The sequence below is a fragment of the Klebsiella sp. JB_Kp031 genome, assembly GCF_040064295.1.
GTDB classification, from domain to species: domain Bacteria; phylum Pseudomonadota; class Gammaproteobacteria; order Enterobacterales; family Enterobacteriaceae; genus Klebsiella; species Klebsiella quasipneumoniae.
Genome location: NZ_JBEAJW010000043.1, coordinates 229,260 through 250,738 on the forward strand (window position 1 = coordinate 229,260; position 21,479 = coordinate 250,738).

Here is a 21,479-nt window from a genome sequence, read left to right on the forward strand (position 1 = left end):
GTCGCTACGCGGCGTGGCTCGCGAAGCCTCAGCGTCCCGTGAATCCACTTGCCCCAAACTGGTGCGTTTAACGCTAAAAACCGCCCACAAATAAGCAAAGTGTCTGGTTGTTTTTTAATCAACTCAAAGCCATAGCCTCACAGCGTAACGCTGCGCCGACGCGCTGTGTGACCTGGCATAATTAATGCTTATCTCTTATCGGGATTACCACAAAGTGAGTACAACCGGAGGAGACGGCCATGATAAAAATAACGCTTCCTGACGGGCATTATTATGACGAGATGCTGACCGCCCAGGGTGAGCAGCGGCCGCACTATAATGCCTGGTGGCAATGGTTTCGCAACACCGATCAATTCTCTATCCGGCAGAAAAAAGCGCAAGCGGAACTGCTTTTTCACCGTATCGGCATCACCTTTAACGTGTACGGCGAGGATGAGGGAACCGAGCGGCTGATCCCGTTTGATAGCGTGCCGCGGATCATACCCGCCGGGGAGTGGCAGCGCATTGACCGCGGCATTCGCCAGCGGGTGAAAGCGCTGAACGCTTTCCTCTATGACATCTATCATGAACAGAATATCCTGCGTGCGGGGCTGATACCGGCCGAGCAGGTGCTGGCCAACGAGCAGTATCAACCGTGCATGCAGGGCATCAACCTGCCAAATAACACCTATGCCCATATCACCGGCGTCGATATGGTGCGCAATAACGACGGTCAGTATTACGTGCTGGAGGATAATCTGCGCACGCCGTCCGGCGTCTCCTACATGCTCGAAAACCGTAAGATGATGATGCGCCTCTATCCGGAGATGTTCGAGCAGCATCACATTGCGCCGGTGGAGCGCTACCCGAGCTACCTCCTGCAGACCCTGCGCGAAAGTTCGCTGGTGGATGATCCCTGTGTCGTGGTGATGACCCCGGGTCGCTTCAACAGCGCCTACTTCGAGCACAGCTTCCTGGCGCAGCAGATGGGGGTCGAGCTGGTGGAAAGCGCCGATCTGTTTATTAAAAACGGCGCGGTGTATATGCGCACCACCGAGGGGCCGCGGCGGGTGGATGTGATTTATCGCCGCATCGACGACGCCTGGCTCGACCCGCTGGCCTTCCGCGCCGATTCGATGCTCGGCGTCCCGGGGCTGCTGTCCGTCTATCGCGCCGGCGGCGTAGTGCTGGCCAACGCCATCGGCACCGGGGTGGCTGACGACAAATCGATCTATCCGTACGTCCCGGAGATGATCCGCTTTTACCTCGGCGAACAGCCGATCCTCAGCAATATCCCCACCTGGCAGTGTCGGAAAGCGGAGGATCTGCGCTACGTGCTGAGCAATCTGGAGCTGATGGTGGTCAAGGAGGTCCATGGCGCCGGGGGCTACGGCATGCTGGTCGGCCCGCGTTCCACCAAAGAGGAGAGGGAGGCCTTCCGCCAGCGCCTTCTGGCCAATCCGGCCAACTATATCGCCCAGGATACCCTTGCGCTGTCGACCTGCCCAACCTTCGTTGATGAAGGGCTGTCGCCACGGCATATCGATTTACGCCCCTATGTGCTTTCCGGACAGGAGATGCGGCTGGTGCCCGGCGGCCTGACCCGCGTGGCGCTGACCGAAGGGTCGCTGGTGGTCAACTCGTCGCAGGGCGGCGGAACCAAGGATACCTGGGTGATGGAGGATGACGCATCATGCTAAGTCGTACGGCGAGTGAACTGTTCTGGATGGCCCGCTACCTTGAGCGGGCGGAGAGCTACGCCCGGGTGCTGGACGTGACCTGGAAATTATCAATGATCCCCCGCCACAGCCAGCAGTCGCGGGATCTGGCGCTACCGCTGAATTTGTCAATGACCCACGAGCTGTTTCAGGCGCGCCATGCCCGCTTTACCATGAGCAATCTGCTCAACTTTTTTGCCCTCGATGGCAACAACCCCTGCAGTATTTACAGCTGCGTGGAGATGGCGTGGAACAACGCGCACGCGGTGCGCGGCAGTCTGTCGGCCGAAGTGTGGGAGAGCATCAATGCCACCCGCATCGAACTGCGGACCCTCCGCCAGCAGGGGCTGGGCGAACTGGGGAGCGACGGCTTTTTCGAGTGGGTGAAAGAGCGGGTGCATCTGTTTCGCGGAGCGGTGATAGGCACGCTGCTGCGCAACGACGCCCTGAGTTTTATCGGTATCGGCACGCTGATCGAGCGCGCGTTCGCCACCACCCAGCTGCTGCTAATTAAGGATCAACAGCTGACCAACGATCCGGACCCGGTGCGCGAATACTACCGGCTGGATACCCTGCTCAATGCGGTCAGCGCCCGCGAAGCTTACAACAGCCTCTACCGCCAGCCGGTCAGTCGCGAAACGGTGATGGAGCTGCTGATCCTGCGTAACGATATTCCACGTTCGCTGCGCGCCAGCATTGCCGACCTGGTGGGCGAACTGGAGAAGATCGCCAACGATCGCTCTTATCAGCCGCTGCGCCTCGCCCATCAGCTCAACGTTGACCTGCGCTTCAGCACCCGTGACGACCTGGCGCAGGCGGACCTGCAGACCACGCTTAACGGACTGCTGGCGAGAATTAACGCCCTGTCCGACAGCATCAGACAAACCTATCTGGAGGCCTTATGAAACTGGTCATCGATCATCTCACCCGCTATGGCTACGATGAAGAAGTGAAGTTTTCCACCCAGTATCTGCGCCTGACCCCGCGCAGCACCGGACGGCAGACGATCACCGCCTGGACGCTGACCCTGCCGGACGGCGCGGCGGTGACCACTACCGACGGCTGGGGTAATGTGCTGCATGTGCTGACGCTGGATAACCCGCATAAAGAGATCACCATCCGCGCCAGCGGGATTGTCGATATCGCCGACGAGGGGGAAGAGACGTGTGATGAAGAGGCCGAGCTGCTGTCGCCGCTGGTTTTTCTGCGCAGTACGCCGCTGACCCGCGCCGATACGGCGATCCGTGAGTTCGCCCAGCGCCTCTATCGTCCCGATGCGGCGGAAGAGAGTTTGAATCAACTGATGGCGGATCTGCTGTTAAGAATGCCATACTCCCCCGGCGCGACCCAGGTCCAGGACTCCGCTGCCGACGCCTTCGCCCGGGCGAAGGGCGTGTGCCAGGATCATACCCATGTTTTTCTCGCCTGCTGCCGGGCGCTGGAGATCCCGGCGCGCTACGTCAGCGGCTATGTCTACAGCGATAACGCCCAGCATGTCGCGATGCATGCCTGGGCGGAAGTGTGGCTCGACGGCCGTTGGCTGTCGTTTGATATCACCAATAATACCCGTCGCCTGAATCAGCATCTGCGGCTGGCGACCGGGCTGGATTATCTCGACGCCTGCCCGGTACGGGGCACCCGGTTGGGCGGCGGCGGGGAGATTATGTTAACCAACGCTGAAGTGCGCGAACACAGCCAGCAGGCGCAGCAGCAATAATACGGGAATAACCGCAATGACCTACTGTGTGGCCATGTGCCTGGCGGATGGACTGGTGTTTGCTTCCGACTCCCGCACCAACGCGGGCGTCGACCATATTGCCACTTTTAAAAAGCTGCACGTTTTCCATCAGGAAGGGGAACGGGTGCTGGTGCTGCAATCCGCCGGCAACCTGGCCACCACCCAGAGCGTGATAAGCCTGCTCAGCGCGCGGATCCGTACCCAGCAGGAGCCGAACCTGATGCAGGTGACTTCCCTCTACGACGCCGCAATGCTGATCGGTAAAACGCTGCTGGAGGTGATCCAGCGCGACAGCAGCAACCAGCAAAACTGCAGTAACACCAACTTCAACTGCAACCTGTTGCTTGGCGGCCAGATCGCCGGCGAAACCCATCGTCTGTTCCATATTTATCCGGAGGGCAACTTTATTGAAGCCACCCGCGACACGCCTTATTTCCAGATTGGCGAAAGCAAGTACGGCAAGCCGATCATCGATCGGGTGCTGACCATCGATACGCCGCTGGAGCAGGCGATGTGCTGCGCCTTGATCTCCATTGACTCGACGCTGCGCAGTAATCTGTCCGTTGGCCTGCCGCTGGATACGCTGCTCTACCGCAGCGGCAGCCTGAGCAGCGCCGGGCAGCATCGCATCACCGACAGCGATCCCTACTTCAACCGCATCCGCAAGGCGTGGTCCGAGGGGCTGTTGCACACCTTCCAGACTCTGCCGGCCTGGACGCCAGCAGAGCGGGAAGAGGAGTAGTTTCTTTGATGCGCTACAACTAACCTCGACGCGAAGATGGATAAGGCAATGGAGCCCTTAAGTGTCCTCGACCTGGCGGTAAAGTTACAGCGGTGTCGAGGCTGCCAACAGCGAGTTTCAACAAGAATGGTGAATTAATTAACGACAGGTCGCACGGATCGTCGGCAGGGCAAGGTGCCGTCGCCGCCCGGCACAAAAGCGACTCTACTGTTTTTGTCCGGCGGGGCTGCGCCTGCACCGGCCTGGATGGACCGGGGGGGCATCCCGTAGGCCCGGCAAGCGCAGCGCCGCCGGGCAATGGATCTGTTTAAACGCCGCCAGCCTGTTGCGCCATGGACGGTATTTTTTGCCGTGCTCAATACAAACGCGCTTTTTGGCAAAGCTAAGTAAATTAAATACTTTGTTATTTAACGTGTTATCTCACATCTTCGGAGGGAATGAGGCAACACGGCAAGGTATCGGAAGTGACGGAAAAGAAGACGGCTGTCTATGTGGATGACCAACAGCGCATCCTGATCCGCCAGCTGGCGCGCAGCTGGCTGTGGCGCAGCGAGCTGCCGACCTGGCTGCTGTTGGTGACGGTTTACGGCGGCTGGTTTGCCTGCGTGGCGGGCTGGCGGACGCTGGGCCTGTTTCCGGCCACGCTGCTGCTGATCTGGTTTACCGCCTGGTATATGTCCTTACAGCATGAGCTGATCCATGGGCATCCCACCCGGCTGGCATGGTTTAACCAGCTGCTGGGGACGCTACCGCTGGCGGTCTGGTATCCCTATGGCGTCTATCGCGACAGCCATCTGGCGCACCATCGCAACCATCTGCTGACGCACCCCGAGGATGATCCCAAATCGTACTACGTGACCGCGGAAAGCTGGCAGCGCTTCTCAGCCTGGCAGCGCCGCCTTATCCACCTGCGCAATACCTTCTGGGGGCGTCTGCTGCTGGCGCCGCTGATGGATATCGTTCACACCCTGCGCAGCGCGCTGCGGGCTTTCCGCGAGGGCGACCACCGCGCCATCGCCATGTGGAGCCTGCATCTGTTGCTGCTGACGGGCCTGCTGGCCTGGATGGCGGCGCAGGGTTTATCCCCGCTGTGGTTTGTGCTGGCGGTGAGCTACCCGGCGCTGGCCCTGACCAAAGTGCGCTCTTTTCTCGAACACCGGGCCGCGGATGACCCGCTGGCCCGCTCGGTGATCAACGAGGCCGGGCTCCCCTGGCGAGTGCTGTTCCTCAATCTCAACTACCATGCGGTGCATCATGACCTGCCAGGGGTTCCCTGGTACGCTTTACGTCAGCTGTATCTGCATCGCCAGACGGCCTATCTGCAGCGTAATCAGGGGTTCCTGGTGCGTGGGTACGGTGAGTGGCGACGCCATTTTAGCCGCCGGGCGGTGGCGGTGAACGCCCATCCGGGCTTTGGCGAGCAGGCGCAGGCGGGAGGAGAACATGGCTGAACGCATGACCTTTCCGATGTATGCCATCCACCGTCAACAGACCCAGGCTCTGTGGCAGGCGGTACAGTCGCTGCTGGCCGAACGCGGCGTGATGGTGGCGGGGGACCCGCCGGCGGATGACCCCGAGGATCTGCTGGCCCACTGGCGTCAGCCGAGGCTGTTGCTGAGTCAGACCTGTGGCTATCCGCTGGTGACCCAGCTGCCGGAGGTGCAGACGGTGGGCTGCTTCCACTACGCCGCGCCCGGTTGCGAAGGGCGCCGCTACCGCAGCCTGCTGGTGGTCCGCGAAGCGGATAGTCACCGGATGCTGGCGGACTTTTTTGGCCGCCGGGCCGTGTGCAATGCCGAGCACTCGCAGTCCGGCTACAACGTGCTGCGCAAAATGGTCGCGCCGCTCTCGCGGGAGGGGCGATTTTTTTCGGCTGTGGTGTTTAGCGGCAGCCATCGGCAATCGCTGCGCGAGCTGCAGCAGGAAAACGCCGATATCGCCGCCATCGACTGTGTGACCTACGCTCTGCTGCAGCGACATCAGCCGCAGGCCCTGGCAGGACTGGTGGCGATCGGCTGGAGCCCGGACGCGCCAGGGCTGCCGCTGATCACTGCCAGCGCCACCCCGGCTTCGACGCTGAACAGCCTGCGCGAGGCGCTCCAGCAGTTAGTGAGCGATGCGCGCTATCGTTCCCTGTGCGACGCCTTGCTGATCTGCGGCTATAGCGATATGTCGCGGGAGGCCTATGCTCCGCTGCTGGCGTGGCGGGATGAGGCCGCGGCGCAGGGAGTCAGCCAGCTATAGGTAAAATGCCCCGGCCAGCGATCTGCGCCGGGGCGGGTCATGGCAGACTACGGCGTCGGCGGTAACGCGGGGCGGGAAGGGGCGGTGAAGCGGTTTGCCACCGCCGGCAGACCGAGCTTTTCACGCAGGGTGCCGGGCGGATAGCGGTCACGCATGACGCCGTTACGCTGCAGAAGCGGCACCACCTGGTCAACAAAGCGGTCAAAGTCTCCCGGCAGCAGCGGGAACATCAGGTTGAACCCATCGGCGGCGCCCGCCTGCCAGGTCTCCGTTAAGGTGGCGGCAATCTCCTCGGCGCTGCCCAGCAGCAGCCAGCTATCAGAACTCTGTAATAACAACTTCCCCAACTCCAGCAGAGTGAGCCGCGGATCGTACTGGCGGATAAGCTTCAGCGCGGTACGGATGCCGTCAAAGCTCTCTTCATCAGGGAGCGGCGGCAGGGGCTGGTCCCTCGGCAGGGCGCTGAGATCCATTCGAAGATAAGAGGAGAGCAGATCGATAGCCATCTGGTCGCTCATCAGCTGTTCGTTAAGCTGCTGGCGGGCCGCCTTCTCCTCGTCGGAGTTCACCACCACCGGCAGGACCCCGGCGATGATTTTGAAATGGGCCGGATCGCGCCCGTGCTGGCGCAGCCGTTGATTCATCTCTTCGCGATAGGCCAGCCCCTCGGCGATCGAGTGAATAAACACGAAGTGCATATCGGACCAGGCGGCGGCCAGCGCTTTCCCTGCTTCCGAAGAGCCGGCCTGCACCAGCAGTGGATGGCCCTGCGGCGGGCGAGGGACGTTGAGCGGGCCGCGCACGCGAAAGTACTCGCCCTGATACTCGAGATGATGCACCTTATCGGCATCGGCAAATAATCCGCGCGCTTTATCGAAGATCGCCGCGCCATCTTCCCAGGAATCCCACAGGCGAGTGACCACGTCGATGAATTCATTGGCCCGCTGGTAGCGCGTGCCGTGGCGGGGAAGCTGCTCCAGACCGAAGTTTGCTGCTTCTTCTTCCAGCCACGACGTGACCACATTCCAGCTTGCCCGGCCATTGCTGAGCAAATCCAGCGAGGCAAAGTAGCGAGCCAGGTTATAGGGTTCGTTATAGGAGGTGGACGCGGTGGCCATCAGGCCGATATGCTCCGTCACCGCGGCGAGGGCGGAGAGCAGCGTCAGGGGTTCAAGCCGGGCGTTGGCGTAGTGGGTCAGGCCGCTGGGCACCGTATCCCACACCGCGATATGGTCGGCGACAAAGATAGCGTCGAGGGTCGCCGCTTCGGCCTTGCGCGCCAGACTGGCGTAATAGTTGAGGGTAAATATGTCCGCTTCAGGCGCGTCAGGGTGACGCCAGGAGAAACGGTAATCCCCCTGTGGGTTATAAAAGAACAGGTTCAGGATCATGTGTCGGGTAGACATAGCGTGGACTCGCGGCTGAACGCCATCCGTGGCGGAGTGAAGGTCAGTGTTGGGATAGGTTGGCATTAACCCACTGGTCGGCGACGGCCGCTGGATCTTTATGCTGAAGATCTACCTGCTGGTTGAGGGCAATCAGCGTGGCATTGTCCAGTTTGCCGGAGACCTCATTGAGCACGGCGCCGATCTCCGGCGTCAGACTGGCTTTGCGCACCAGCGGCACCACGTTCTGACTCGGTTGCTCATGTTTATCATCTTCCAGAACCACCCATTTCTCCTTCGCCAGATTGCCCTGGGTGGAGACGACCGTCGCGACATCGATTTTGCCCGAATTGAGCGCCAGCCGGGTCAGCGGCCCGCCCATGTCCAGCGATTTCACCGCTTTGAACTCAAGACCATAGACGCGTTTCAGCCCCGGCAGGCCCAGGGCGCGTACCGCCAGCTCCGGCGGTCCGCCGATCACCAGCTGCGGGGCGACGGGCTTCAGGTCGGAGAGGGTGCGCAGATGGTATTTCTCCGCGGTCTCGGCACGTACCGCCCAGGCGGTGATCGAGGTGGCCGGAGCCGGGTTCAACAGAGTGAAATCGGCAGGCAGGACCTGAGCCAACTCAGCGCTGACGTCCTGCTGGCTGGTGGCCTCGGTTTTGCCGTTATAGAAATTGAGCAGGGCGCCAAGATATTCCGGAACGATATCGATCTCACCGCTCTGCAGCGCCGGAATAATAATTTCCCGGTTGCCGAGGTTGAGACGGGTGTTGGCCTCGATATGATTTTTCTTTAGCGCGCTGGCGTAGATGTTGGCGAGAATGGAACTTTCGGTAAAGTTGGCCCCGCCCACCGTGACGCTGGCGGCATAGGTGTAAACGCTCAGGCTGAACAGCCCGGCGGCCAGCAACGAGAGACGAAATCGACGGGCGGTGACGGCCTTGCCAAATAATTGCTTCATAATACCTCTTTTATTTTCAGGTTAATCAGCGCCAGGCGCTGGGGTCATGTCAGTGTCACGCTAATAAGGCGCGGCAATACGGCGATGAACCAGGCGGCCGGCGCAGCGGGCGAAAAGCAGTTCGCCGCCTATCGCCAGCAGGGAAACCACCAGCGAGCCGCCGATCACCTGCGGGATATCCCGTTGCCCGAGTCCGTCGATCAGAAATCGTCCCAACCCGCCCAGACCGGCATAGGCTGCGACCACCGCCGTGGCGATAAGCTGAACCAGCGCGGTGCGCACTCCGGCGAGGATCAGCGGCGCCGCCAGCGGGATCCGCACCTGCCACAGGCTTTGCCAGGGGGTCATGCCCAGCGCGATGGCCGCATCGCACAGCGGGCGGTCGGCGTGATAAATCCCCACCCAGGTGTTAGTGAGAATCGGCGGAATAGAAAGCGCGATAAGCGCCGCCAGCACCGGGATATCGTTAAAGCCAAAAACGATGATGCATAATAAAATCAGCCCTAACGAAGGGATGGCGCGGCCAAGATTAAACAGGTTGATCACCACGAAGGCGCCTTTGCGCCAGTAGCCCAGGGCGATACCAAGCGGCAGGGCAATGGCGCAGGCCACGGCCATGCTGACCAGCACGTAATAAAGGTGTTGGCCCAGGCGCAGCAGGATGCCCTCGTCGCCCAGCCAGTGCTCCGGCTGGGTCAACCAGTGAAAGGTGGCGAGAAGCAGTGTCATCATTTCGTCCACGGCGTTAGCCAGTCGCCGAGACGGGCGATCAGCCCGTCAAAGACCAGCGACAGCAGCAGGCTCAGGACCAGGCTGACGATAATCGGCGTCAGAAAGTCCTGATTAAAACCCGCCAGCAGCAGCTGTCCCAGCCCGCCCTGGCCGATCAGCGCGGTGACGGTGACCAGGCCGACCAGCGTTACCGAGGCAATGCGCAGCCCGGCAAACAAGGAGGGCAGCAGCAGCCACAGCTCGATATCGAAGAAGCGGAATCCCCGGGTGTAGCCGAGCGCCCGCGCCGACTCCAGCGCCGCCTGTGGCAGCTTTTCTATGCCGGCCAGCATGTTGCGCAACAGGATCAGCAACGAGTACAGCGTCAGGCCAATCAGCGAGGTAGTCAGCGACAGCCCGGTAAACGGCAGCAATAAAATAAATAGCGCCAGCGAGGGAATGGTAAACAGCACGCCGCAAAGGGTGATGAGCGGCTGCGCCGTCGCGGGCCAGCGCAGGGTAATGGCTAACAGGCCGCCGGTGAGCAGGGAGCCGAAAAGTAGCGCCAGCAGGACCATCCGCGCATGCTGCCAGAGGAGATCGCCGATCATCGCGCGGTTATCGATAACCCAGCCCCAGTCAATCATGAGGTCTCACTCCCACCGCGCCGTCGAGCACTTGCTGCAGCAGGGCGTGAGACACCGCCCCCTGGTATTGTCCTTCGCCATCCACATGCACCAGCACGCCGGTCGCCACGTCGAGCAGCGCGCTATAGGCAAAACGCAGGCTGTGGCTGCTGGCGAGCGGGCGCTCCACCGGCAGGGTGAGACCCCGCAGCGGATCAAACCAGTGCAGCGGGCGTCGCTGGCGGTCAAGCACCAGGCGCAGCGGGCTGGCCAGCGGTGGATGGGCGCTGGCGATCGGCGTTAGCGCTTCGTCGAGCAGGGGGACATCGTGACGCGGCAGCTGGCCGACCTGTATCATGCCCAGCCGCTTCAGATTGGGTTCCGGACCAATAAAGCGGCGCACGAACTCGCTTGCCGGGTGGGCCAGAATACGGTCGGGGGTATCAAACTGCGCCAGCACGCCGCCTTCCTGGAAAATGGCGATTTTATCGCCGAGACGGATCGCTTCATTGATGTCGTGGGTCACCAGTACAATGGTTTTCTGCAGCCGCTGCTGCAACAGCAACAGCTCGTCCTGGAGGCGTTCACGGACCACCGGGTCGATGGCGGCGAAGGGCTCATCCATCAGTAAAATCGGCGGATCGGCGGCGATGGCGCGGGCGATGGCTACGCGTCCCTGCTGGCCGCCGGAGAGCTGATGCGGATAGCGGTGCAGCAGATGGCTGTCGAGCGACATCAGCGCCACCAGTTCGTCAATGCGCGCGCGGATCCGCGCTTTGCTCCAGCCCGCCAGCCGCGGTACGGTGGCGATATTTTGCGCCACGGTACGATGGGGAAAGAGCGCGGCGCTTTGCATCACGAAGCCGATCTGGCGGCGGACCTGGATAATATCAGCGTCAGCGAGGCGGACGCCCTGAATATAGACGTCGCCGCTGTCGGGAATATCCAGCTGGTTAATCATGCGCAGGATAGTCGTTTTTCCGCAGCCGCTCGGGCCGACGAAGGTGCAGAATTCGCCATGATCAATATCCAGACTGAGGTTGCGAATGGCCGGCTGGGCGCTGCCTGGGTAGGTTTTGCAAAGATGCGTTAATTTAATCATGGTGGAATTCAACACTCTGAATAATAAAGTCCTGACCCGGATAAAGTAGCGCCGGGATCCTGGCTCAAACTACAGAGCGCCTGCGGGGAGGGCAAATACGTTATTTGCATTTGCATAGTGAAAAGCTGGTTAATCAGTTGCGGTGGAAGAAAAGCCGGAAGGTTGTTTTATGGATTTGTGATCGGCAACACAAATGACTCTCAAGCGGCCACCGTAAAAAATAAATTACCAGGGTTGATTTTAATCAAAGTATGACCGCCTGCGATAGGGCGGAAAAAGCCGTACCGTCCGCCGCACAAGAAAAACTAAATTGTGAATATAATGTTTCTTTGATGTAAATAATGCCTGTGCCCTTTTCCCGCCCGCCGCAGATAAAATGTGATGCCAAACCGACTTGTCGTTAAATAAGGGCGTTGATTACGTCTGCTTTTTATTCTTTACAGCATTAATTTAATTTTCGGCTCTCTTCTCACCCTGACAGCGTTGGTTAAATAGCGTGCAAAAGGCGTATTTTTTATCGCCATTCTGCCATCGATGTTATTGCCATCAATTATTTTTATCCCCGCATTCGGTCACGACAAAAGGCGTGCAAATAGCGTTCATGATGCTTTTAATGTATTGATTTTAATTTATTTATTCTGACTTGTGACTCTTGCTCATCCGCCGCGGCGGAGCCTTTGTGAGAGCTCTCACATAACCCGGTGATCGCGATTTGTTACACTTTCCGCCGTCAACAAAGGAATGAAAGCGAGACGTGATGAATACTTTTTCTCTGCCTAAAACTCAGCATCTGGTGGTTTTCCAGGAAGTGATCCGCAGCGGGTCAATCGGGGCTGGAGCAAAAGCGTTAGGACTCACTCAGCCGGCGGTCAGTAAAATCATTGGCGACATGGAAAGCTATTTTGGCAGCGAGTTAATCGTTCGGCGAAATACCGGCGTCTCGCTCACCGAGGCCGGGCAGGTATTTCTTAACTGGTCAGAGACAATCACCCGTGAAATGAAAAATATGGTCAATGAAATGAATGCCCTGACCAACAGCACGGTAGTGGATGTCTCCTTTGGTTTCCCCTCGCTGGTGGGGTTTACCTTTATGTCGGAGATGGTGCATCAGTTCAAAATGACCTTCCCCAAGGCGCGGGTCTCAATGTATGAGGCGCAGCTCTCCGCCTTTTTGCCGGCAATCCGCGACGGCCGCCTCGACTTCGCCATCGGGACGCTGAGCGATGAGATGAAGCTGCAGGACCTGCACGTCGAGCCGCTGTTTGAGTCTGAGTTTGTGTTGGTGGCGAACCGGGCGCGGATCGGCAACGGCACCGTCCGCCTGGCCTCGCTCCAGCACGAGCAGTGGGTGCTGCCGGAGACCAATATGGGTTACTACAGCGAACTGCTGACCACCCTGCAGCGCAGCGGCATCCGCCGCGAAAATATCGTCAATACCGATTCGGTGGTGACGATCTATAACCTGGTGCTCAATGCCGATTTTCTGACGGTCATTCCCTGCGACATGACCACGCCGTTCGGCTCGAGCCAGTTTGTCACCATCCCCATTAAAGAGGCCTTGCCGGTGGCGCGCTATGCGGCGGTGTGGTCGAAAAATTACCGGCTGAAAACCGCGGCGGCGTCGCTGGTGGAGATGGCGAAACAGTATTCATCGGGGCAGGGCAACCGCCACTGGCAGCCAATAGAAATTGCCTGACTGATAGTTATTAAATAACCCAACACCCATCCTCGCTGTTATCAGCAGGATGACGCCCGGTTATTGACTTTATCTTAAGAAACAGAGGCCATCATGCATATTACCTACGATCTTCCGGTATCGATTAACGATATTCTCGAAGCGAAACAACGCCTGGCAGGAAAGATATATAAAACGGGTATGCCGCGCTCGAATTATTTTAGCGAACGCTGCAAGGGGGAAATATTTCTTAAATTCGAAAATATGCAGCGCACGGGCTCATTTAAAATTCGCGGCGCCTTTAATAAGCTCAGCGGGTTAACCGCGGCGGAAAAACGCAAAGGGGTGGTGGCCTGCTCAGCGGGCAACCACGCCCAGGGCGTCTCGCTCTCCTGCGCCATGCTCGGCATTGACGGGAAAGTGGTGATGCCGAAAGGGGCGCCGAAATCGAAAGTCGCCGCCACCTGCGATTATTCGGCGGAGGTGGTGCTGCATGGCGATAATTTTAACGATACCCTCGCCAAAGCCAGCGATATTGTTGAACTTGAAGGCCGTATTTTTATTCCCCCCTATGACGACCCGCAGGTTATTGCCGGGCAGGGCACCATCGGTCTCGAAATATTAGAAGATCTGTATGACGTGGATAATGTCATCGTGCCGATTGGCGGCGGTGGCTTAATTGCCGGCATCGCGATTGCGATTAAATCCATTAACCCGACGATCCGTATTATCGGCGTACAGTCGGAGAATGTTCACGGTATGGCCGCCTCCTGGTACGCCGGAGAGATCACCAGCCATCGCCACGCCGGCACTTTAGCCGATGGCTGCGATGTCGCCCGCCCGGGGAAACTGACCTATGAAATCGCCCGCCAGCTGGTGGATGACATCGTCCTCGTCAGTGAGGACGACATTCGCCAGAGCATGGTCGCCTTAATTCAGCGCAATAAAGTGATCACCGAAGGGGCCGGGGCCTTGGCCTGCGCCGCGTTATTAAGCGGCAAATTAGACAGCTATATCCAGAACCGCAAAACGGTCAGCCTGATTTCCGGCGGCAATATCGATCTCTCGCGGGTCTCGCAAATTACGGGTTTTGTTGACGCTTAATTCAATACAGAAGTGAGGACAGGATATGAGTACGACTGAGAGCATTGCATCCAGCCAGACAAGCCTTTCGTCCTGGCGTAAATCTGACACCACCTGGACCCTGGGCCTGTTTGGCACCGCTATCGGCGCCGGGGTACTGTTTTTCCCCATCCGCGCCGGCTTCGGCGGGCTGATCCCGATCCTGGTGATGCTGGTGCTGGCCTATCCCATTGCCTTCTATTGCCATCGGGCGCTGGCGCGGCTGTGCCTGTCGGGGGCTAACCCCTCCGGCAATATCACCGAAACGGTGGAAGAGCATTTTGGCAAAACCGGCGGGGTGGTGATCACCTTTCTGTACTTCTTCGCCATCTGCCCGCTGCTGTGGATTTATGGCGTCACGATCACCAATACCTTCATGACCTTCTGGGAGAACCAGCTACAGATGCCGGCCCTCAACCGCGGGGTGGTGGCGCTGCTCCTGCTGCTGCTGATGGCGTTTGTGATCTGGTTTGGTAAAGACCTGATGGTCAAGGTGATGAGCTATCTGGTGTGGCCGTTTATCGCCAGCCTGGTGGTGATCTCCCTGTCTCTGATCCCTTACTGGAATAGCGCGGTGATTGACCAGGTGAACCTCAGCGATATCGCCTTAACCGGTCATGACGGCATTCTGGTGACAGTATGGCTGGGCATCTCCATTATGGTGTTCTCCTTCAACTTCTCGCCGATCGTCTCCTCGTTTGTGGTCTCCAAACGCGAAGAGTATGAAGCGCAGTTTGGCCGGGAGTACACCGAACAAAAATGTTCGCAGATTATCTCCCGGGCCAGCATGCTGATGGTGGCGGTGGTGATGTTCTTCGCCTTCAGCTGCCTGTTTACCCTCTCGCCGCAGAATATGGCGGACGCCAAGGCGCAGAATATCCCGGTGCTCTCCTATCTGGCGAATCACTTTGCCTCGATGTCGGGCACTAAATCCACCTTTGCCACCCTGCTGGAATATGGCGCGTCGATTATCGCCCTGGTGGCCATCTTCAAATCGTTCTTCGGCCACTATCTCGGCACCCTCGAGGGGCTGAACGGGCTGATCCTGCGCTTCGGCTATAAAGGGGATAAAACCCGCGTCTCCAGCGGCAAGCTCAATACCCTGAGCATGGTGTTCATCATGGGCTCGACCTGGGTGGTGGCGTATGCCAACCCCAATATCCTCGACCTGATTGAGGCCATGGGCGCGCCGATTATCGCCTCGCTGCTGTGTCTGCTGCCGATGTACGCCATTCGTAAAGCGCCTTCGCTGGCCAAATACCGTGGCCGTCTCGACAACCTCTTTGTGACCGCTATTGGTCTGCTGACCATCCTTAACATCGTTTACAAACTGCTCTAATCCGGCTCAGGCCACGCGGAGTACAACATGACTGAATTTCCGGTAGTTCTGGTGATCAACTGCGGCTCGTCGTCGATCAAATTTTCCGTGCTGGACGCCGCCAGCTGCGACTGCCTGCTCAACGGCGTGGCCGAGGGCATCAACGCAGACCAGGCGTCTCTCTCGCTTAACGGCGGCAAACCGGTGGCGCTGGCGCCGCGCGGCTACGAAGGCGCCCTCCAGGCGATTGCCGGGGCATTAGCCCAACGCGACCTCATCGGCAGCGTGGCCCTGATTGGCCACCGCGTCGCCCACGGCGGCGACCTCTTCACCGAGTCGGTCATTATCAGCGAGGAGGTTATCGACAATATTCGCCAGGTGTCCTCCCTGGCCCCCCTGCATAACTACGCCAGCCTCAGCGGCATCGCCTCGGCGCAGCGGCTGTTCCCGGAGGTGATGCAGGTGGCGGTCTTTGATACCAGCTTTCACCAGACCCTGGCCCCGGAAGCTTTTCTCTATGGTCTGCCGTGGGAGTATTACCAGAATCTCGGGGTGCGCCGCTATGGCTTCCACGGCACCTCGCACCGCTATGTCTCCCGGCGCGCCCTGGCGCTGCTCGGGTTGCCGGAGCAGGAGAGCGGTCTGGTGATCGCCCACCTGGGCAATGGCGCCTCGGTCTGCGCGGTGCGCAACGGCCGCAGCGTGGACACCTCGATGGGGATGACGCCGCTGGAGGGGCTGATGATGGGCACCCGCAGCGGCGATGTCGACTTCGGCGCCATGGCGTGGATTGCCGCGGAAACCCGGCAGACCCTCAGTGACCTGGAGCGGGTGGCCAACACCGCCTCCGGCCTGCTGGGGATCTCCGGCCTTTCCTCCGACCTGCGGGTGCTGGAGCAGGCCTGGCATGAGGGCCATGCCCGCGCCCGCCTGGCGATCAAAACCTTCGTCCATCGCATCGCCCGCCATATCGCCGGCCACGCCGCCGCGCTGCAGCGTCTCGACGGCATTATTTTTACCGGCGGGATTGGCGAAAACTCGGTGCTAATCCGCCGGCTGGTAAGCGAGCGGCTGGCGGTCTTTGGCCTTGAGATGGACGCCGCCCGCAACCAGCAGCCCAATTCGGACGGTGAGCGTCTGATCTCCGCCGACGGCAGCCGGGTGCGCTGTGCGGTTATCCCCACCAATGAAGAGCGCATGATTGCCCTCGATGCGATCCGCTTAGGCCAGATCCACACCGCGGCGGCGCTGGCCTGATTTTTTTATTCTGTAGAGAGACGATGTTCATGAAAGTAGATATCGACACCCACGACGCACAATACGCCGACGCCTGGCAGGGCTTTCGCGGTACGGCGTGGCAAACGCAGATTAACGTTCGCGACTTTATTCAGCATAACTACACCCCTTACGAGGGCGATGAGTCTTTCCTCGCCGACGCGACGCCGGCCACCACCGCCCTCTGGGAGCAAGTGATGGCCGGGATCCGCGTCGAGAACGCCACCCATGCGCCGGTGGATTTCGACACCAATGTCGCTACCTCCATCACCGCCCACGCGGCGGGCTATATCAACCAGCCGCTGGAAAAGATCGTCGGCCTGCAAACGGACCAGCCGCTGAAGCGCGCTCTGCATCCCTTTGGCGGCATCAATATGATCAAAAGCGCCTTCGAGGCCTATGGTCGCGAAATGGATCCTGACTTTGAGTATCAGTTTACGGCGCTGCGCAAGACCCACAATCAGGGCGTTTTTGACGTCTATTCCCCGGATATGCTGCGCTGCCGTAAATCCGGGGTGCTGACCGGGCTGCCGGACGGCTACGGTCGCGGACGGATCATCGGCGATTACCGCCGCGTGGCGCTGTACGGCATTCGCTTTCTGGTCCGCGAACGTGAGCTGCAGTTTGCCGACCTGCAGCCGGCCCTTGAACGCGGCGAGGCGCTGGAGGCCACCCTGCGCCTGCGCGAAGAGCTGGCCGAACAGCGGCGCGCGCTGCTGCAGATGGAGGAGATGGCGGCCCGCTACGGCTGCGATATTTCCCACCCGGCGCGCACTGCCCGTGAGGCGGTACAGTGGCTCTACTTCGCCTACCTGGCGGCAGTGAAGTCGCAGAACGGCGGCGCCATGTCGCTGGGGCGCACGGCCACCTTCCTCGACATCTATATTGAACGCGATCTGCGCGCCGGCTTACTGAATGAGGAGCAGGCCCAGGAGCTGATTGACCACTTCATCATGAAGATCCGCATGGTGCGTTTCCTGCGCACCCCGGAATTTGATTCGCTGTTCTCCGGGGATCCCATCTGGGCGACGGAAGTGCTGGGCGGCATGGGGCTGGATGGTCGCACCCTGGTCAGCAAAACCACCTTCCGCTATCTGCATACCCTGCACACCATGGGCCCGGCGCCGGAGCCCAACCTGACCGTGCTCTGGTCGCAGGCGCTGCCGGTGGCGTTTAAAAAATACGCCGCCCGGGTCTCTATCGCCACCTCGTCGCTGCAGTATGAGAACGACGATCTGATGCGCAGCGATTTCCACAGCGACGACTACGCCATCGCCTGCTGCGTCAGCCCGATGGTCATCGGCAAGCAGATGCAGTTCTTCGGCGCCCGCGCCAATTTGGCCAAAACGTTGCTCTACGCAATTAACGGCGGGATGGATGAGAAACTGAAGATCCAGGTGGGGCCGAAAACCGCGCCGCTGCGCGATGAGGTGCTGGACTACGACACCGTGATGGCCAGCCTCGACCACTTTATGGACTGGCTGGCGGTGCAGTACATCAGCGCGCTGAACATCATCCACTGCATGCATGATAAATACAGCTACGAGGCGGCGCTGATGGCCCTCCACGACCGCGACGTTTACCGCACGATGGCCTGCGGCATCGCCGGCCTGTCGGTGGCGGCGGATTCGCTGTCGGCAATAAAGTACGCCCGGGTGAAGCCGGTACGCGATCATCACGGGCTGGCGGTGGACTTTGTCATTGAGGGGGATTATCCGCAGTATGGCAACAACGACGATCGCGTCGATGCCATCGCCTGCGACCTGGTGGAGCGCTTTATGCGCAAAATTCAGGCGCTGCCCACCTGGCGCCAGGCGGTGCCGACCCAGTCGATCCTGACCATCACCTCCAACGTGGTGTACGGGCAGAAAACCGGCAACACGCCGGACGGACGTCGGGCGGGGACGCCGTTCGCCCCGGGGGCCAATCCGATGCATGGCCGCGATCGCAAAGGGGCGGTGGCGTCGCTGACCTCGGTGGCGAAACTGCCGTTTACCTACGCCAAAGATGGCATCTCGTACACCTTCTCCATCGTGCCGGCGGCCCTCGGCAAAGCGCCGTCGGCGCAGGAAAATAACCTGGTGGGGCTGCTGGACGGCTACTTCCATCACGAGGAGACGGTGGAGGGGGGACAGCATCTCAACGTCAATGTGCTGAACCGGGAAAAGCTGCTCGATGCGATAGAACATCCGGAGCAGTATCCGAATCTGACGATCAGGGTCTCCGGCTATGCGGTCCGCTTTAACGCGCTGACCCGCGAGCAGCAGCAGGATGTGATCTCCCGAACGTTCACCAGCCAACTCTGAGCGGCCGCCGGGCCACAGGGGAGCCCTTAACGGGCTCTCCTGTTATCATCTTCACATTACCGCAACAAAATAATCACCACTGTTGATCATATTCGCATTTTTGCACCACGCTGGCGCGCAGCGAGCGCTAACTGCATCTATGTTTAGCTCACGGGCCGGTACGGATACCGCGTTGTCCGGCTCGCCACGTGATGGCAACCAATCTCCTGACCTGAAAGGGAATGCGCCCTTGCCGGATGCGGCACGGGTTGCCGTCGCGTGCGCACCGACCGGGGCGTCCGCTCTCCGGCGCGCCCTCTCTACCTGGCGGGATTTTTGCTTCTTCCACCCTGGCCGTCCTGGCGCTGCGCCTGCGTCGGCACCACACGGTAAGTGATATTTTCTGCGTCATTCCATGACGCCAGGCTCTAAATCGCTGAGGAATATCCGAATGTCTTTGAAACTGAAAACAATGACGCTTCATGTTGTGATAGCAGGTTGTATGAGCATGGCCTTTTACGCCCAGGCTGACGTGAAGATCGGCGTCGCCGGGCCCTTCACCGGCCCCAACGCTACCTACGGCGCCCAGTACTGGAAAGGGGCCTCGCAGGCGGTGGCTGATATCAATGCCGCCGGCGGCATCAAAGGCGAAAAAATTGTGCTGGTGCAGGGGGATGACGCGTGCGAACCGAAACAGGCGGTAGCGGTGGCTAACCGGCTGGTGGACGAAGCGAAAGTCTCCGCCGTGGTGGGGCACTTTTGCTCTTCCTCAACGATGCCAGCCTCCGAGGTGTATGACGAAGCCGGGATTCTGACCATTACCCCCGGCTCCACCAACCCACAGATCACCGAGCGCGGCATGAAGGATCTCTTCCGCATGTGTGGTCGCGACGATCAGCAGGGGGCGATTGCCGCCAACTATATGCTGGACGTGCTGAAGGCGAAGAAAATTGCCGTCATCCATGATAAAGACACCTATGGCCAGGGGCTGGCCGATGCCACCCGCGCAGCGCTTGCGAAGCGGGGCACCAAAGAAGTGTTGTACGAAGGCCTCTCCCGCGGTGAAAAAGACTTTAACGCCCTGGTGACCAAGATCGGCGCCCTCAAGCCGGACGTGGTCTACTTTGGCGGCTGCCACCCTGAGGCCGGCCCGCTGGTGCGCCAGATGCGCGAGCAGGGAGTGCAGGCTAAATTCTTCTCCGGCGACTGTATCGTCACCGAGGAGCTGGTGACGGCCGCCGGCGGGCCGCAGTTCACCAACGGCGTGCTGATGACCTTTGGTCAGGACCCGCGCACCCTCCCGGAAGGCAAAGCGGTGATCGAGAAGTTCCGCGCCAGCGGCTTTGAGCCAGAAGGCTATACCCTCTACGCCTACGCCTCCATTCAGGCTATTGCCGCGGCCTGGAACGCCGTCGGCACCGATAACGCCAAAGCCAGCGACTGGCTGAAGAACCACGACGTCGAGACGGTGATGGGCAAGAAAGCCTGGGATGGCAAAGGCGACCTCAAGGTGTCCGACTACGTGGTCTATCAGTGGGATGACAAGGGCAAATATCACCAGCTCTGATCGGCCACGACCTGAGGACGTTCTGTCCTTTTGACTTGCGAATCGTCACATGACGGCGGTCGACCGGGTACCCATCCCGGCGGCTGTCGGCCTGGCGGCTGGAGGGGCTATGACGGCGTTTTTTCTACAACAACTGATCAATGGGCTGACGCTGGGGGCGGTGTACGGCTTAATCGCCATCGGCTACACCATGGTGTATGGGATCATCGGCATGATCAACTTCGCCCACGGCGAGGTGTATATGGTCTCCGCCTACCTGTGCGCCATCGGCCTGGCGCTGCTCTCTTTCTTCGGGATCCACTCCTTTCCGCTGCTGATTTTCGCCACCCTGGTGTTCACCATCGTGGTCACCGGCGTGTACGGTTGGGCGATCGAGCGCATCGCCTACCGGCCGCTGCGCAACTCGACGCGCCTGGCGCCGCTGATCTCGGCTATCGGGATGTCGCTGATCCTGCAGAACTATGTCCAGCTGAGCCAGGGGCCGAACCAGCAGGGGATCCCGACGCTGCTTAGCGGCGCGCTGCGGATGACGGTGGGCGATGGGGTGGTGCAGATTACCTGGACCAAGGTGTTTATTCTCGTCGCGGCGCTGGCGGGGATGCTGATCCTGACCTGGATTATTCAGTACACCCGGCTGGGGCGCATCTGCCGTGCCACCCAGCAGGACCGGCGCATGGCGGCGATCCTTGGCATCAATACCGACCGGGTGATCTCCCTGGTGTTTGTCATCGGCGCGGCGATGGCCGGCCTGGCCGGGGTGCTGGTGACCATGAACTACGGCACCTTCGACTTCTACATCGGATTTATTATCGGCATCAAAGCCTTCACCGCCGCGGTGTTGGGCGGGATTGGCTCGCTGCCGGGCGCGATGCTGGGTGGTCTGCTGCTTGGGGTGGCCGAAGCCCAGTTCGCCGGAATGGTGAATTCAGATTACAAAGACGTTTTTTCCTTTGCGCTGCTGGTGGCGATCCTGATTTTTCGCCCGCAGGGGCTGCTGGGTCGTCCGCTGGTGGCCAAGGTCTGAGGGG

The 21,479-nt window shown here is 60.0% G+C and carries 20 protein-coding genes; 13 read left to right on the forward strand and 7 right to left on the reverse strand.

Features of this window, described 5'->3' with window-relative positions; all coding sequences use genetic code 11:
- Positions 1–239 precede the first annotated feature (239 nt).
- From ABLV64_RS25675 to ABLV64_RS25700, 6 genes are all read left to right on the forward strand, one after another.
- On the forward strand, positions 240–1,679 hold the full coding sequence (locus ABLV64_RS25675) for a circularly permuted type 2 ATP-grasp protein (protein WP_004180417.1): 1,440 nt from the start codon (positions 240–242) through the stop codon (positions 1,677–1,679).
- Positions 1,673–2,602 carry an alpha-E domain-containing protein gene (locus ABLV64_RS25680; protein WP_002910835.1) on the forward strand — a complete coding sequence of 310 codons (930 nt, stop codon included), beginning with the start codon at positions 1,673–1,675 and terminating at the stop codon, positions 2,600–2,602. Before ABLV64_RS25675 ends, ABLV64_RS25680 begins: the two co-directional genes overlap by 7 nt.
- Complete coding sequence (locus ABLV64_RS25685) at positions 2,599–3,414, forward strand: transglutaminase family protein (RefSeq protein ID WP_017900188.1); 816 nt, start codon at positions 2,599–2,601, stop codon at positions 3,412–3,414. The genes ABLV64_RS25680 and ABLV64_RS25685 overlap by 4 nt, the downstream gene beginning before the upstream one ends.
- A 16-nt stretch (positions 3,415–3,430) precedes the next feature.
- The gene (locus tag ABLV64_RS25690; protein ID WP_049093377.1) at positions 3,431–4,177 is read left to right on the forward strand and encodes a proteasome-type protease; all 747 of its coding nucleotides are present in this window, start codon (positions 3,431–3,433) and stop codon (positions 4,175–4,177) included.
- Between the two features lie 464 nt (positions 4,178–4,641).
- Positions 4,642–5,628, forward strand: coding sequence for a fatty acid desaturase (locus ABLV64_RS25695; RefSeq protein WP_348843103.1), 987 nt, complete (start codon positions 4,642–4,644; stop codon positions 5,626–5,628).
- Entirely contained in the window at positions 5,621–6,421 is an 801-nt protein-coding gene (locus ABLV64_RS25700; protein ID WP_004203279.1) for a PhnD/SsuA/transferrin family substrate-binding protein, read from the forward strand. The genes ABLV64_RS25695 and ABLV64_RS25700 overlap by 8 nt, the downstream gene beginning before the upstream one ends.
- 47 nt (positions 6,422–6,468) lie before the next feature.
- On the opposite strand, the gene ABLV64_RS25705 is transcribed toward ABLV64_RS25700, so the two are convergent.
- From ABLV64_RS25705 to ABLV64_RS25730, 6 genes are all read right to left on the reverse strand, one after another.
- On the reverse strand, positions 6,469–7,893 hold the full coding sequence (locus ABLV64_RS25705; RefSeq protein ID WP_305956134.1) for an LLM class flavin-dependent oxidoreductase: 1,425 nt from the start codon (positions 7,891–7,893) through the stop codon (positions 6,469–6,471).
- Positions 7,871–8,770 (reverse strand): ABC transporter substrate-binding protein, encoded by a 900-nt coding sequence (locus ABLV64_RS25710; RefSeq protein WP_032456285.1) that lies wholly within the window; start codon positions 8,768–8,770, stop codon positions 7,871–7,873. The genes ABLV64_RS25705 and ABLV64_RS25710 overlap by 23 nt, the downstream gene beginning before the upstream one ends.
- Before the next feature lie 60 nt (positions 8,771–8,830).
- Positions 8,831–9,499, reverse strand: coding sequence for an ABC transporter permease (locus ABLV64_RS25715; protein ID WP_004203269.1), 669 nt, complete (start codon positions 9,497–9,499; stop codon positions 8,831–8,833).
- Complete coding sequence (locus ABLV64_RS25720) at positions 9,499–10,128, reverse strand: ABC transporter permease subunit (RefSeq protein ID WP_004203268.1); 630 nt, start codon at positions 10,126–10,128, stop codon at positions 9,499–9,501. Before ABLV64_RS25720 ends, ABLV64_RS25715 begins: the two co-directional genes overlap by 1 nt.
- A complete protein-coding gene (locus ABLV64_RS25725; RefSeq protein WP_017899866.1) occupies positions 10,121–11,209 on the reverse strand; it encodes an ABC transporter ATP-binding protein in 1,089 nt (362 codons plus the stop codon). The genes ABLV64_RS25720 and ABLV64_RS25725 overlap by 8 nt, the downstream gene beginning before the upstream one ends.
- A gap of 437 nt (positions 11,210–11,646) precedes the next feature.
- Positions 11,647–11,769: a hypothetical protein gene (locus ABLV64_RS25730; protein ID WP_032447029.1), complete on the reverse strand. Its 123-nt coding sequence runs from the start codon at positions 11,767–11,769 to the stop codon at positions 11,647–11,649.
- A gap of 197 nt (positions 11,770–11,966) precedes the next feature.
- On the opposite strand from ABLV64_RS25730, the gene tdcA reads away from it, so the two are divergent.
- From tdcA to pflB, 5 genes are all read left to right on the forward strand, one after another.
- The gene (gene tdcA / locus ABLV64_RS25735; protein ID WP_004203266.1) at positions 11,967–12,905 is read left to right on the forward strand and encodes a transcriptional regulator TdcA; all 939 of its coding nucleotides are present in this window, start codon (positions 11,967–11,969) and stop codon (positions 12,903–12,905) included.
- Positions 12,906–12,998: 93 nt separating this feature from the next.
- Positions 12,999–13,988 carry a bifunctional threonine ammonia-lyase/L-serine ammonia-lyase TdcB gene (gene tdcB / locus ABLV64_RS25740; protein WP_004203265.1) on the forward strand — a complete coding sequence of 330 codons (990 nt, stop codon included), beginning with the start codon at positions 12,999–13,001 and terminating at the stop codon, positions 13,986–13,988.
- A 25-nt stretch (positions 13,989–14,013) separates the two neighbouring features.
- Positions 14,014–15,345: a threonine/serine transporter TdcC gene (tdcC, locus tag ABLV64_RS25745; protein WP_348843102.1), complete on the forward strand. Its 1,332-nt coding sequence runs from the start codon at positions 14,014–14,016 to the stop codon at positions 15,343–15,345.
- A gap of 27 nt (positions 15,346–15,372) precedes the next feature.
- Complete coding sequence (gene tdcD, locus ABLV64_RS25750; protein ID WP_102006625.1) at positions 15,373–16,581, forward strand: propionate kinase; 1,209 nt, start codon at positions 15,373–15,375, stop codon at positions 16,579–16,581.
- 29 nt (positions 16,582–16,610) lie between these two features.
- Positions 16,611–18,905, forward strand: a complete 2,295-nt coding sequence (pflB, locus tag ABLV64_RS25755) for a formate C-acetyltransferase (protein WP_017899864.1) — start codon at positions 16,611–16,613, stop codon at positions 18,903–18,905.
- A gap of 51 nt (positions 18,906–18,956) precedes the next feature.
- On the opposite strand, the gene ABLV64_RS25760 is transcribed toward pflB, so the two are convergent.
- Positions 18,957–19,103, reverse strand: a complete 147-nt coding sequence (locus ABLV64_RS25760) for a hypothetical protein (protein WP_032425919.1) — start codon at positions 19,101–19,103, stop codon at positions 18,957–18,959.
- A gap of 289 nt (positions 19,104–19,392) precedes the next feature.
- Between ABLV64_RS25760 and ABLV64_RS25765 the strand changes: the two genes are divergently transcribed.
- Both ABLV64_RS25765 and ABLV64_RS25770 read left to right on the forward strand, forming a co-directional pair.
- Entirely contained in the window at positions 19,393–20,451 is a 1,059-nt protein-coding gene (locus tag ABLV64_RS25765; protein ID WP_025999207.1) for a branched-chain amino acid ABC transporter substrate-binding protein, read from the forward strand.
- A gap of 109 nt (positions 20,452–20,560) precedes the next feature.
- On the forward strand, positions 20,561–21,475 hold the full coding sequence (locus ABLV64_RS25770) for a branched-chain amino acid ABC transporter permease (protein WP_023318583.1): 915 nt from the start codon (positions 20,561–20,563) through the stop codon (positions 21,473–21,475).
- The last annotated feature ends 4 nt before the right edge of the window (positions 21,476–21,479 follow it).